Raw genomic sequence first — 13,332 nt, forward strand, 5'->3', positions numbered from 1 at the left:
CTTAACAATCCAGTTTATAGCCAACGCCATAAATTGTCTTAATATATTCTCCGCTCGTCCCAAGCTTCTTGCGAAGTCTCTGCACCATAATATCAACTGCTCTCGTATTTCCGATATACTCAAACCCCCATACTTTCTCAAGCAACTCATCCCTCATAAACACACGCTGCGGATTTGAAACAAACAACTGACATAAATTAAACTCTCGGTACGTTAACTGAATCTCCTGTCCACTCACATGTACCTTTCTTTCCTTAGGACAAATCACTATCTCTCCAGCCTCAATTACTTCATGACTTACAGCCGCCTCCTTCTTCTTTACACGCCGCGCCATATTCTTAACCCGAAGAATAAGCTCCGCATAATTAAACGGCTTCGTCACATAATCATCAGCACCAAGCTGCAAGCCAAGCAACTTATCATTCATCTGACTCTTTGCCGTTAACATAAGCACCGGAATATCCCTATCCCTCTCACGGAACAAACGAAGCAACTCATACCCATCCGTATCCGGAAGCATAACATCCAAAATCAATACATCCGGCCCTTCATTCCATCTCTCTAAAGCTTCTCTCCCATCAGCCGCTGCCAACACTTCATAACCTTCCATCTCCAACTGCATCCGAATCAAATTACGAATACTCGATTCATCATCAACCACAAGTATTTTCATCATTCTCCTCCTTCCACCACGTATTATAGTACAGTTTAGTATAGCAAAAATCCTATAAAAAAAGAGAGGGTATTGTCGAACATATTTTGTCGACGATACCCTCTCCCCTTTTATTATTTAGCTACAAAATAATCCGTTACATATTGTGCCCAAACTTCATGACCTTTAGCAGTTGGGAAACCAAACTCTTCTTTTAAATATGGTAGGATAGCCTTTGTTGATGCATCAGGCCATGCTCCCCAATGATCAATATATGTATAATTATTTTGCGTTGCAAATTGTTTTAATGCTTCAATCGCTTTCGGATAATTTTTCGCACCATACACTGGATTTGATGGTTGAATCATAATTGTAGCACCCTTTGCACTAGTAGAAAGTGCTTGAACGAACTTCTGTGTATTTACTACAGAGTTTCCATTACCAGTTTTACCGTTATCAGTAATAAATGGTGGCTCAAATAAAATCACATCTGGATTCTCTTTCGCAATCTCTTTATCACGCTTATTCGCGATTAACTCTTCTGTGCTTTCACCCTTATATTCCTTTACAGTCACATTCCATAAACCTTTACCGTAAGCATTTTCTAAATTAGCCGTTAACTTAGCTGCCCAAGCACCTTTTTCAGATGAAGAAGCTTCATCACCAACAATAATAAGGTTTACTGCCTTTTTATCCTGGGCAGCTTTCTTTAACTTCTCTTTCACTGCATCTGGCAAGTTCTTCGCATATGCTTCGTTAAAAGATGACTTCGCATCTTGTTTTTTCTCTTCTTTTTTCTCTTCTTTTTTCTCTTCTTTCTTTGCTCCGCTATCTTTCACTTCAGCCTTTGTTTTCGTTACTTCACTCGTTTGTCCTGTTGCATTTGCAATCTTCTTATTCCAGTACAATTTACCGCTCACAATCGAAGCAACAAACAATACAAAAACAACAAGGACAAGTACTGCTTTCTTATTCATCGATTCACCTCATCTATTAATCTCACAATATATAATACTAATATAAATCCAAGCAAAAATAAACCCAACTCCTTCCAAAGGAGTTGGGTTATTACATATTATTTAGTCACTTCAAGATGTGCTCTTAACTTATTCGTTATATCTTGTTTCGCTGCATCCGGAACATAGTAATACCAAATACCATCAGCGGCTTTGTGGCCGTCGCCTGGGATTTGGATTTCTTCACTGTTTTGCATACAATCTTTATAGTTCTTTTGAATATCAAACATTTGGTCTTGTGTTAAACTTGTTTTAACGTTTTTCTCAATTGCTTTTAATACATCACCGTAACTTGCCAGAGAAGATACGCTTGCACCCTTCTTAATTACAGCCTGAATAACTTGACGTTGGCGCATTTGACGGCCAAAGTCACCGCGTGGATCCGCATAACGCATACGAGAATATACTAAAGCTTTTTTCCCATCTAAATGTAAATCCCCTTTTGGATAATCAAAACCGTCCATTTTAAAGCTCATATCGTTATTAATATCCACACCACCAACAGCATCTACAATATCCCTGAATCCTTCCATATTTACCTCAATATAATGATCAACTGGAATATCGAGGAAATTCTCGACTGTTTTCACTGCCATATCGATTCCGCCGAATGCATAGGCATGATTTATTTTATCTTTCTTGCCCTTTCCAACAATTTCTGTATAAGAATCACGCGGAATACTAATAATTTTCATTGAATTAGATTTAGGATTTAATGTAAATAACATTAGAGAATCTGAGCGGCCTTGATCTTCCCCACGTTGATCGACACCCATTAATAAAATTGAAATAGGTTTTCTATCAGCAATATCTACCTTTCCATCCCTTTTATCTGATTTTTCACGGTCCAATGGTTTATGCACTGCATTTAATGTATTAGATACATTTGAATAAACAGTATATGCATAGATCCCTGTGCCAACTAGGATAACGCCTATAATACTTAAAGCCCAAAGAAATATTTTTTTCTTCAAGATATTCGCCTCTTCCTTTAAATGTATTTCCTATTTAATATAGTACTTAATGAGTTAAACCATCCACTAGTTTTTGATATTCTTCAATAATTTTTCTATTCATAATATTACTAGTAAACTTTTCTTCATATATATTCCTGCCCCGTTTTCCCATTTCTTTCAATTCTATTTTATCAAGGTTTAATAATATATCTACTAAATCATTAGGTTTTTCTAAATCAAATATGTATCCATTAACTTCTTGGTTAATCAATTCCGGTAATGCCCCCCTATTACTTACTATAACAGGTTTTCTATTTTTCATTGCTTCAATCGCAACCAAACCAAAACCCTCCCAACGTGAAGGCATTATAACCGCATCCATATCAGAATAATAACTATCTAATAATTTATTGTCGATCCAGCCTAAATTTATAACATTTTGAGGAAATTGAAATTCAGCCTGACTTACAACAGGTTCACCAATAATATATAATTTAATCTTTGGTAAATTATTATTTTTAAAAATATCTATTAAAATATCTAGACCTTTTTGCTTATCGAATCTTCCAACAAAGAGTAAATTTATACAATCTTTTTCTATTTCTAATGATACCCTTTTATCATTACTCCTATCAGAAATCCCATTATATATAATTGTAGATTTATTTTTAGGCAAATGATATTTAAGTGAGTTTGTGTACTCATCTAGAGAAATATTAACTATAGTATCGGTTTTAAGAGCTAACACTCTCTCTATTAAGGAGTATACTCTTTTTTTTAGCTGAGAGGTGTCCATTAAAAATGACCAGCCATGCGAACAATAAACAATTTTCACATTTTTTCTCTTAATAAAATAAAGTAATCTAACATATAGGCCCGCAAATGAACTATGCACGTGAATAATATCTGGTTTTATCAAATTTATATACGCATTAATTTCCTTTATAGCTTTTATTATATATTTTGGGCTCCTTTTATAAGAATAGCCGTATATATTCTCAGAATTAATATTCTTCAATTCCCCCGAGTGTAAATCCCCATAGAGTAAAAAAACGTCATCAATGTTTTCACACTGTTCTTGATATTCTATTACCTCCTGAAGATATGTAGCAATTCCTCCCTTTACATATTCAGCTATATGTAAAACTTTCATTTAATCCACTCCTAAAATTATTAAATCTAGAAGCTACTTTAAAACCCTTTCTTGTACACCCTCCATATAAAAGTTAGCAATATATAATTTATATACAAAGAATAGTAGTTTCAAACTAAACTTAGCTTCATTCTTTATAATACGCTTAAAAACAAAATTACAATTTTTAACTAAAAATTGTATACAATATTTTTTATACTTTGGAACAGTATCTCTAGCTTTTAATGGCTCTAAATATTTAAAGTTGCCAAAGAAGTTAATTATTTCGGGATGTTTTTCTAATAATATAGGCATATTATATTGGGCTAAATTTTTTATTCGTTTACAATATACTTTTAAACTTATCCTCTCATCAAAGTGATGTACATCCCCATCCTGCTCTATTAAACTAATCTCATAATCATTTTTAAATAATCTATAACCAAACTCGATATCTTCCGATCCCCAATACTTAAAATCTTCATCAAATCCTTGCGATTCTCTTAAATTTTCCATACGGATACTTAAATTAGCCGTAGTTACATATACAAATTCCAACTTTGTTGTATTTTCTCCATATCTTAATCTAATATTTTCTCTTTGTTCTCTAAATTGATCAAATGAATTATTAGATTTACTAGGGAAATAAATTGCCCCTATTCCTAATCCCTTCTTATTACTCATATGAAATTCAACATGTCTATTAATAAATTGATTGGTAATAGGTACACAATCTGAATCCAACATTATAACTAATTCATTTGAACTATTCTCAATTGCCTTATTTCTAGTCTTACTTCGACCGCTATTTTTATTATTGACAAATAATTTTATATTTTCGTAGTTATCAACAAACCCCTGAATTACACTAACACTTTCATCAGTAGATGCATCGTCAACTAAAATAATCTCATACTTATTTTTATCATAATCTTGCTCAATTAAAGAATTAAGCACTTGTCCAATTATACTCTCAGAATTAAAAACCGGTATCACAATACTTACAGATAACATTTAAGATATTCCACTCCTTTTGAAACTATACTAAGGCATACCATTTAAATGAGGTTTGTTATTTTGGTAATTCCAATCTATAAAAGCAAAGAATAACCAAATCTCATACTTAATTTCTAAATTTATAAAACTAAATACTGATATAAGAACAAAAATTAAGCAAAATCTCAGCATTTTATCATTTTTTGTTATTTGATTAGCCACTTTAGAAGAATAGAAGAAGTACAGTAAAGCTCCTATTCCCCCCTGTACTAACCAGTTAAAAAAGCTAGATTTAATAGCTAATCCTTTGGTTGTACCCGTTAATCTTTGCAATTCATCTAAATTAGGTGAAACATTAAATAGTGTAACAAATATCTCTCTTAATAATTCAATTATCCCCTGAATACTCTCTACTAATAAAACAATATAAACACCTGTACCCACACCAAAAGGGTTTGTAACAAATACTTTTATTGCTACCATAAATAAACCTAGTCTTGTAGAAACTGATGTATATTTCTCAATATCACTCATAAGAGAAGAATAAAAATCATCCTTTAAAATCATAAAAACTAAAGCGGTACAGCATAGTAACAAGAAGCTGAAAATAATATTTTTTACACTAATTCTAAATATATTAATAAAGTTAAATGCAAAAAAGATTAGACTTACTACAAAAACGATAAAAAAGCCTTTTGAACCAGTGAGGAATACATAAGCAAGTAATGAAATTATTATAGTTATCGTATACAATCTAACTTTAAAATTATTAAAAAGTTTTTTCGCTAAATATAAAGTAAGAATACTATATATAAGATAAATTGTTCCAGTCCAACTACTCTCCACTGTTAATAATCTAATTCTATAGTAGGGCTCATCTGATGAATGAAGCCACATCCACGCACTTGGCATACTAAAATACTCTAAGGCCATAATAATATTTAATATCATTAAATTAACAAAAAATGCTCTAAAAATAACCTTAGTCTTAATTATCGAAAACAACAAATAACAATGCCTATAAAAAAGAAATATTATTATGAAATACATTTGCCCTTTTACAAATTTCAAGAAAATGTCTTCATTTAAGTATACATATACCCCTTTTAAAGAGTATATAAAAACATATATAAGCCCAACACAAAATACATAGATAATATACATAAACAAATATTTTTGCAGTTTAGTTATATTTATTTTCTTACACTTAATATTTAATATTTCTCCTATAATAAAGAAAGGCAATAATAAAAAGATAGGGGAGCGACCTATCTCCCCTATCTTATTAACTAAGAAAAAATCCTGATACGTTACTAAAAATAATAGTAATGTTAGATATATAAAACTAAAAAATCTTAAGATCAACATAATCCCAGCCTTTTAAATAGAACTTATTTACACAACTTCTCAATGAATTCAGTGACCCTCTTACAATTTTCATCAGTGTATTTATTAAAATCTTGTAATTTTTTATATTCGTTATTCCTATTAAAATATTCTTGACTCAAAGCAAGTTTTAATAGTTCATCCCAATTATTAACTTTTGGATATTCAGAAAGTAAATCATCGTAATCATAATAAAAATCTTTAAAGTTTCTTTTATATTCATGATAATCAAAAGGCGCAAAAATTATATCCCTTTTTGTTAAATAAAAATCAAAGAATACACTCGAATAATCCGTTATTAAAATATCAGTAAATGTTAATAGTGGATATGGATCAGCCTCTTCGTAGACAACTATATTATCATATCCTATTAATTTATCTTTTATAATACCCAGTTCTATAAAATGTGGTTTGATAATTAATATGCTATTCTCCTGCCGCAATCGTTGATTAACCTTAAATGCATCAAACCCATAATCATCCAATAAATTGACTATATTTTTGTTAGTTCCATGTCTATGTGTAGGCAACCAACTAATCACTTTTTCATAATTGGATAATTCATGTAAAAAAACTTTATTATTTGTATACTTCTCGTTAAGTAACTCTGGATGTAATAATATATCATTTCTAGGTTGTCCTAAAGGTATAACCTTACTCTTTTCTAACTTAAATGCCGTACTAAAATTATTAATTAAACATTCCGCAGATACGACTATATAATCCGTTCGCATATAAAATAAATATGGAAAAATGAAATAAAATATTGATTTTAATCCATTTTTCAGAGGCGAATTCAATTCTGCATCTCTATCAAACCCTAATTTTTTCAATGGTGTTCCATGCCATAACTGAATTATTTCTTTTCCACCATGTAATGGTGGGAACATATCATTAATTTGATGTGATAAAATTAAATATTTAGCTCGTAATAAAATATATAGCCCCTTAAACGTATACAGATACAAAAAATTATTAGCATTCTTTTCCTTGCATAATTCCTTGTTTTTAGTCAACCAATAATATTGAAATTTAGGTTTATTTTGGTCAAGGTACAAGAATAGATATTTAGGATTATCTGCAAAATGCTTCCCTAGGGATCCGCCTATTACAACTAAATCCTTCTTTTTTGGAAAAATCATTGATAATAAATATATAGGAGATAGTAATATATATACTAACGTCAGTAGTTTAGTTTGCATGTTATACCCCAATTCTTTTACTTTTGTGATTTTTAAGTATTATTTTTCTAACTCCATAATACCTAATTGATAATATAACTAGCTGTGTTACTATTAAAATGCTTGCAACTACATAAATATTTCCTAACTGTATTAATAATAATAGTAATACAATATGAACTATTGATCCGGCTAATACACTATAATTGGGGTATGTAGAATTCCCAAATGCCGCCAATAATGGATAACCAATCAGCATGCTAGGAATAGAAATAAAACAACTTACTAACATAATATTAAATAATGTTACACTAACCTGATAATTTGCTCCGAAAATAACACCAATAGCTTGCTCACTAATTATGAAGGCCACTAAGCATCCTACAATACCTAGAATCATTACAATTTTAAATATTTTATTAAATAATTTTAAATCCCTAGTTTTTGCCATAAAAGGATAAATAGCATCCACTACTGTCGATATGATAATAGAAATAACATTAATTAATTTTTCTGCAATTGCATAATAACCAGCAGCTGTTTTCCCTAAAAAGATCCCTATCAAAAATGTATTTGTTGTCGTATAAAGACTTACTGATGCCCTTGATACAAAGAATTGAGCACTATCTTTCAATGCCAATATCAATTCATCTTTTTGGGGTAATTGAAGACGCATATTAAACTTCCTTAGTGCCACAGATATACCTAATACCCCCGAAATTATAAAGCCTATTGAATTTAGAATTGGAACAATATATAAATCCTCTGAATCCTTAACAAGGATAAAAGTACACAAAGTAAAAATTAATTTTGAAATAACATTTAATAAAGTAGAGTACTGCATTACCTCTAAACCTTGGAATAACCATAGCGGAAATAGTGCATTACCAATTACAATACCAAAGTTATATAGATAAACATACCAGTATTCACTAAAACTATGGTTTAACATTACTATGCTGACCAATATAACAAAAGAAATTATAACCAATATTAGCTTTATAATTAAAACCGAATTAAATATTTGCTTTAACTTCTCTGGATTTTCTCTGTTTATAGATACCTGTCTTGTTGCGGATAAATTAAAACCAAAATCCGTAAGAATAACAAAATATTGTATAAGAGACTGAGCAAATACAATTAGGCCAAAACCCTCTGGTTGTAGTACTCTACTTAAGTAAGGAAGACTAATTAATGGCAAAAGTAAATTAGCCATTTGCATTAAGAATAAGAAAATAAAATTCTTAGTTAATTTATTTTTCATATTTTACCATACTCTCGCATTATTAATTTATAGATTGTAATTCTACTTTGATTTTTGTAGTCGATACCCCTTCAGTCCTTGGTAAATACACAACTTCACAGTATTCTTTTAAAAAATCAAATTCGCCCTTCCAATCATCACCCATAACAAATGTATCTATATTATGATTCATTACATCTATTTTTTTCTGCTCCCAATTCTCTTCTGGTATTACTTCATCTACATATTTAATTGATTCCAGCATTAATCTTCTTTTATCATATGAGAAATAAGATTTCTTACCTTTTAACTCATTAAACTGATCTGTAGATATCGCTACAATTAGGTAATCCCCTAGCGCTTTTGCTCTTCTAAGTATATTTATATGCCCATAGTGCAATAAATCAAAGGTACCATAGGTAATCACTTTTCTTTTCATCTTTTAAACAAAACTCCTTTATTCCATAATTTTAAAAACTTGTTCTTACTAAAATAGCAATCTTTTAAAATGCATCTTTTGAACCTAATAAAACCTTTACAGTTCTTAACAAAATCTTAACATCAAAAATAAAATTTCTGTTTATAATATAAGTCTAGTTCAACCATTTGTTTAAAACTTAAATTACTTCTTCCACTTACCTGCCATAAACCTGTACATCCAGGTGTTACCATAAGTCGTTGTTTATCATAAACAGTGTATTCTTTAACCTCTCGTAATAAAGGTGGTCTTGGGCCAACAAGGCTCATCTCTCCCTTTAATACATTAATAAGTTGCGGAAGCTCATCTATACTGGTTTTTCTTATAAATCCACCTATTTTTGTAATTCTTGGATCTTCTTTCATTTTAAACATTGCACCAGAGACTTCATTTTGACTTAATAAGTCTTTTAATTTTTCTTCTGCATTAACTACCATAGATCTAAATTTATACATCTGGAATTCTTGCCCGTCTTTACCTACTCTAACCTGTTTAAATATTATAGGGCCTTTAGGATCCTCAATCTTCATGATTATTGCTACAATACAAAAAATTGGAGCTAATATTATCAATCCTATAAGTGAACCAATAATATCCATAAATCTTTTAATTATTAAATATCCTCTTTTAGAATTTACTTGATCTGGATTGATTTCTTGAAATTTTTCTTCCACCAGATTTCCATTATATATTTTTGCCGAATCCAAGTCTCTTCACCTCGCCCTTATATATGTACATTCTCTTTCTTTATAATTTCATGCATATATTTAATTAATTCTATTTTTAATTCTTCATTTTGTAGTGCCATTTCAATCGTCGTCTTAATAAATCCAAACTTCTCCCCAACATCGTAACGCGTACCCTCAAAGTCATAAGCAAATACACGTTGAACTTCATTTAATCGTTGAATTGCATCTGTTAACTGAATTTCCCCACCAGCACCTGTCTGTTGATTTTCAAGAAACATAAAGATTTCTGGCGTTAATACGTAACGTCCCATAATCGCTAAATTTGACGGTGCAGTTCCTTGAGTTGGCTTCTCTACAAATTGACGTACTTGATAACGGCGATCGCTTTGTTCAATCGGATCGATAATACCATAACGATGTGTTTCTTTTTCTGGCACTGTTTGTACACCAATAACCGACGACTGTATACCTTCATATTGATCCATTAATTGACGCAAACATGGCGTTTCTGCTTGAACAATATCATCACCAAGTAATACTGCAAATGGTTCATTTCCAATAAACTTACGTGCACACCATACTGCGTGTCCCAGTCCTTTTGGTTCCTTTTGTCTTATGTAATGAATATTAATTTTTGAAGAAGCTTGTACTTTTTCTAGCATCTCATACTTCCCTTTTTCTAGTAAGCTTTGCTCTAATTCAAAGGAATGATCAAAATGATCTTCAATAGCACGTTTACCTTTTCCAGTAACAATAATAATATCTTCAATTCCTGATTCTATCGCTTCTTCTACTATGTATTGAATTGTCGGTTTATCAACGATAGGTAACATTTCTTTCGGCATTGCTTTCGTTGCTGGTAAAAACCTTGTCCCCAGTCCAGCAGCTGGAATAATTGCTTTCCTTACTTTTTTCAAATCTAGTACCCCCAAAAATAAATTATTATATCTATATGTAACAATAACAAAAACCCTACCTATAAAGTCATAGTTATAACTCCATAGGTAGAGTTTCTATTACAAATAAATTATGGGCATCTAACCCACCCTCACGTCATACTCCCGACGACAAGCGTCTAAGGTAGGTTCGAAATAAAAATTTCTACCCACAGCACGACCGAGTGCCCCCATTGATAACGGTTAGGAGACATCACCAATTTTTATTTAAAAAATACCGAACAATTTTTTACGACGAATGTGTTCTGGATCTTCTTTGTAAATTGCCTTCCCGCTAATTAATAAGTACGGATTTTCTTTCAAATCACTCATAACATTCATTCCGAATTCTTTCTCAATTAGTTCATAGCTTTCCGCTAAATGAAATCCTCTTGACGTTGTGTTATGTGCATCTGAAGCGACCATATGTGTTAAATTATGTTCTACAAGCTGTAGTGAGAATTTTTTAATTTTCTTGCCAAATTTCCCAAGCAAACTACCTGCTGTCACTTGTGTTAATACACCTTTATTTACAAGGTTATATAGCTTATCTGGCCGCTCGATTAACTCGGCATTACGTTCTGGATGAACAATAATTGGAATCATTCCCTTTACACGTAATTCGTATAATAATTGTTCGGCATAACGAGGTACATGATTCGATGGAAATTCAATGAATATATATTTATTTGTTTCATTTAAAGTAACGATTTTACCAGCTTCATAGTCTTCTAATAAATCGCCATATAACCTGACCTCTTGCCCAGGTAAAATAGTAAGTGGAATATTATGTTGTTGTAGTTCATCATTTAATTGTTTTACGTGATGAATAATTGAGGTACGTTCATTTACATATTTTCCATTTTGATGGTGCGGCGTTGCGACAATTGTATGTATTCCTTCTGAAACAGCTTTTTGTGCCATCGCTAAACTATCTGTTACTGTCTGTGCACCGTCATCAATACCAGGTAAAATGTGACAATGTAAATCTATCATTTGTTTCATCCTCCCTCTCTCCTATAAAGATCTTTTTTCCTTTGAATATGAGATATATCTCATATTCAAAGGAAAAAAGGAGATATGTTTTTACCATATCTCACTTTAAAATTAGTTTGCACCGTAGTAGTAGTATAGGCCTTGTTCACGTTCACGGTCGTTTAGAACGACGCCTAACAATTTACCTTTTGCAGACTCCAATAATCCTTTTGCTTTTACCGCTGTTTCTTTCTCTGTTGATTCACTACGAACAACAAGAATAGAAGCATCACATACATTTGCCATAATTTGTGCGTCGGTAACAGCTAAAATTGGTGGCATATCAAAAATAACTAGATCATACATGCTGTATGCTTGTCCAAGAAGCTCTTTCATTGATTTCGAACCTAACAATTCGGCCGGATTTGGTGGGATTGGGCCACAAGCTAAAAAGTGCAGATTGTCTACAGATGTCGTTTGTACACACTTCTCTAAACGTTCACTATGTGTTAATACGTTCGTTAATCCGAAAATATTATCTACTTGGAACATTTGATGCATTGCTGGTTTACGCATATCCGCATCAATTAATAATACTTTTTTTCCTTGTTGAGCAAACACAACTACCATATTCGCTGTCGTTGTCGTTTTTCCTTCACTTGGGTTTGCAGACGTGACCATTAATGAATGTAAATTCGTATCAATAGCTGCAAATTCAATATTCGTTCGAATATTACGATATTGTTCTGAAATTGGTGATTTCGGTTGTTGATGAGCAATTAATTGACGGCGTTGACGATGATTCTTTTTCTTTTTAAATAAATTAAGAGCCAATTGTTTGTCCCCTCACTTTTCTTGATGATGGAGCGTGTGATTTCACGTTCATTGTTTCTTCATCCATACGAGCTACAATTCCTAATACCGGTAAGCCAAGTAAGTTTTCTACATCTTCTTCTTTTTTCACCGTGTTATCTAAGTATTCTAGTAAGAATGCAAGACCAACTGAAGCCATTAAACCAACAACGAAAGCAATTGCTACATTAAGCATAGGAGCTGGTTTAATCGGAGATTGATTTTCTGCAACTTCTGCTTTAGATAATACTGTTACGTTATCAACGCTCATAATTTTCGCAACTTCACCTTTGAACACATCTGCAGTCGCATTCGCAATATCACGAGCTATTTTAGGGTCTTTATCCTCAGCTGTTACAGAGATTACTTGCGAATCCTTTTCATTCGCAACATTAACTTTTTTCGTTAACTCTTGCGCTGTCATATTTAAATTTAATTTTTCATTCACTTGTTCTAAGATTACTGGACTTTTAATAATAACCTTATATGTATTCGTTAATTGAATATTTGATTGAATTTCCCCCAACTGAATTGCTGCACCCTCTTGCTTCTTCTGGTTAACAAGAATTTGCGTCGAAGATTGATAGATTGGTGTCATAAAGAAAAAGCTAATGATAGCACTTGCAATAGCTGTACCAAATGCGATTACGAGGATTATTGCTAAACGTTTTTTTAAGATATGAAATAACTCTTTTAGACTAATTGTTTCTTCCATAGGTTCCTCCAACTTTCTAAAATTTACACATAGGAAAAATTATAACATATAAATCTTACATTTTTTATTTTTAATAATTCAGTTCTATATTTGTTCACAAGAAACAAGTTTAATCTTACAAAATAA

Annotated in this window: 13 protein-coding genes and 1 pseudogene; all 14 read right to left on the reverse strand. The window is 31.6% G+C overall.

The window, feature by feature from the left end; genetic code table 11:
* Nucleotide 1: 1 nt before the first annotated feature.
* Nucleotides 2-673 (reverse strand): response regulator transcription factor, encoded by a 672-nt coding sequence (locus tag NST90_RS24960; protein WP_074618704.1) that lies wholly within the window; start codon nucleotides 671-673, stop codon nucleotides 2-4.
* 113 nt (nucleotides 674-786) lie between these two features.
* Nucleotides 787-1,629 (reverse strand): SGNH/GDSL hydrolase family protein, encoded by an 843-nt coding sequence (locus NST90_RS24965; protein ID WP_074618705.1) that lies wholly within the window; start codon nucleotides 1,627-1,629, stop codon nucleotides 787-789.
* Between the two features lie 98 nt (nucleotides 1,630-1,727).
* Nucleotides 1,728-2,642: a LytR family transcriptional regulator gene (locus NST90_RS24970; protein ID WP_000726750.1), complete on the reverse strand. Its 915-nt coding sequence runs from the start codon at nucleotides 2,640-2,642 to the stop codon at nucleotides 1,728-1,730.
* Nucleotides 2,643-2,688: 46 nt separating this feature from the next.
* Nucleotides 2,689-3,777 carry a glycosyltransferase gene (locus tag NST90_RS24975; protein ID WP_000865923.1) on the reverse strand — a complete coding sequence of 363 codons (1,089 nt, stop codon included), beginning with the start codon at nucleotides 3,775-3,777 and terminating at the stop codon, nucleotides 2,689-2,691.
* A gap of 33 nt (nucleotides 3,778-3,810) precedes the next feature.
* Nucleotides 3,811-4,770: a glycosyltransferase family 2 protein gene (locus NST90_RS24980; protein ID WP_000953928.1), complete on the reverse strand. Its 960-nt coding sequence runs from the start codon at nucleotides 4,768-4,770 to the stop codon at nucleotides 3,811-3,813.
* A gap of 30 nt (nucleotides 4,771-4,800) precedes the next feature.
* Complete coding sequence (locus NST90_RS24985; RefSeq protein WP_000906381.1) at nucleotides 4,801-6,120, reverse strand: O-antigen ligase family protein; 1,320 nt, start codon at nucleotides 6,118-6,120, stop codon at nucleotides 4,801-4,803.
* 23 nt (nucleotides 6,121-6,143) lie between these two features.
* A complete protein-coding gene (locus NST90_RS24990; protein ID WP_001193615.1) occupies nucleotides 6,144-7,340 on the reverse strand; it encodes a CDP-glycerol glycerophosphotransferase family protein in 1,197 nt (398 codons plus the stop codon).
* Between the two features lies 1 nt (nucleotide 7,341).
* Nucleotides 7,342-8,583, reverse strand: a complete 1,242-nt coding sequence (locus NST90_RS24995; protein WP_000791788.1) for a flippase — start codon at nucleotides 8,581-8,583, stop codon at nucleotides 7,342-7,344.
* Between the two features lie 22 nt (nucleotides 8,584-8,605).
* Nucleotides 8,606-9,001: a glycerol-3-phosphate cytidylyltransferase gene (tagD, locus tag NST90_RS25000; RefSeq protein WP_000824290.1), complete on the reverse strand. Its 396-nt coding sequence runs from the start codon at nucleotides 8,999-9,001 to the stop codon at nucleotides 8,606-8,608.
* A gap of 64 nt (nucleotides 9,002-9,065) precedes the next feature.
* A pseudogene (locus NST90_RS25005) lies at nucleotides 9,066-9,717 on the reverse strand (sugar transferase).
* A 47-nt stretch (nucleotides 9,718-9,764) separates the two neighbouring features.
* Nucleotides 9,765-10,646: a UTP--glucose-1-phosphate uridylyltransferase GalU gene (galU, locus tag NST90_RS25010; RefSeq protein WP_061113128.1), complete on the reverse strand. Its 882-nt coding sequence runs from the start codon at nucleotides 10,644-10,646 to the stop codon at nucleotides 9,765-9,767.
* Between the two features lie 246 nt (nucleotides 10,647-10,892).
* Nucleotides 10,893-11,660 carry a CpsB/CapC family capsule biosynthesis tyrosine phosphatase gene (locus NST90_RS25015; RefSeq protein ID WP_002184075.1) on the reverse strand — a complete coding sequence of 256 codons (768 nt, stop codon included), beginning with the start codon at nucleotides 11,658-11,660 and terminating at the stop codon, nucleotides 10,893-10,895.
* A 111-nt stretch (nucleotides 11,661-11,771) separates the two neighbouring features.
* The gene (locus NST90_RS25020; RefSeq protein WP_339200852.1) at nucleotides 11,772-12,473 is read right to left on the reverse strand and encodes a CpsD/CapB family tyrosine-protein kinase; all 702 of its coding nucleotides are present in this window, start codon (nucleotides 12,471-12,473) and stop codon (nucleotides 11,772-11,774) included.
* Entirely contained in the window at nucleotides 12,463-13,206 is a 744-nt protein-coding gene (locus tag NST90_RS25025) for a Wzz/FepE/Etk N-terminal domain-containing protein (RefSeq protein WP_000393117.1), read from the reverse strand. Before NST90_RS25025 ends, NST90_RS25020 begins: the two co-directional genes overlap by 11 nt.
* Between the last annotated feature and the right edge of the window lie 126 nt (nucleotides 13,207-13,332).

It is taken from the genome of Bacillus sp. FSL E2-8900, from assembly GCF_037966225.1.
Taxonomy (GTDB): Bacteria; Bacillota; Bacilli; order Bacillales; family Bacillaceae_G; genus Bacillus_A; species Bacillus_A cereus.

Excerpts from the sequence above, each read along its gene's own strand:
- NST90_RS25025 (WP_000393117.1), bottom strand. The coding sequence starts at position 13,206 with ATGGAAGAAACAATTAGTCTAAAAGAGTTATTTCATATCTTAAAAAAA.
- NST90_RS24980 (WP_000953928.1), bottom strand. The coding sequence starts at position 4,770 with ATGTTATCTGTAAGTATTGTGATACCGGTTTTTAATTCTGAGAGTATA.
- NST90_RS24995 (WP_000791788.1), bottom strand. The coding sequence starts at position 8,583 with ATGAAAAATAAATTAACTAAGAATTTTATTTTCTTATTCTTAATGCAA.
- NST90_RS24960 (WP_074618704.1), bottom strand. The coding sequence starts at position 673 with ATGAAAATACTTGTGGTTGATGATGAATCGAGTATTCGTAATTTGATT.
- tagD (WP_000824290.1), bottom strand. The coding sequence starts at position 9,001 with ATGAAAAGAAAAGTGATTACCTATGGTACCTTTGATTTATTGCACTAT.
- NST90_RS24965 (WP_074618705.1), bottom strand. The coding sequence starts at position 1,629 with ATGAATAAGAAAGCAGTACTTGTCCTTGTTGTTTTTGTATTGTTTGTT.
- NST90_RS24990 (WP_001193615.1), bottom strand. The coding sequence starts at position 7,340 with ATGCAAACTAAACTACTGACGTTAGTATATATATTACTATCTCCTATA.
- NST90_RS24985 (WP_000906381.1), bottom strand. The coding sequence starts at position 6,120 with ATGTTGATCTTAAGATTTTTTAGTTTTATATATCTAACATTACTATTA.
- NST90_RS25015 (WP_002184075.1), bottom strand. The coding sequence starts at position 11,660 with ATGATAGATTTACATTGTCACATTTTACCTGGTATTGATGACGGTGCA.
- NST90_RS24975 (WP_000865923.1), bottom strand. The coding sequence starts at position 3,777 with ATGAAAGTTTTACATATAGCTGAATATGTAAAGGGAGGAATTGCTACA.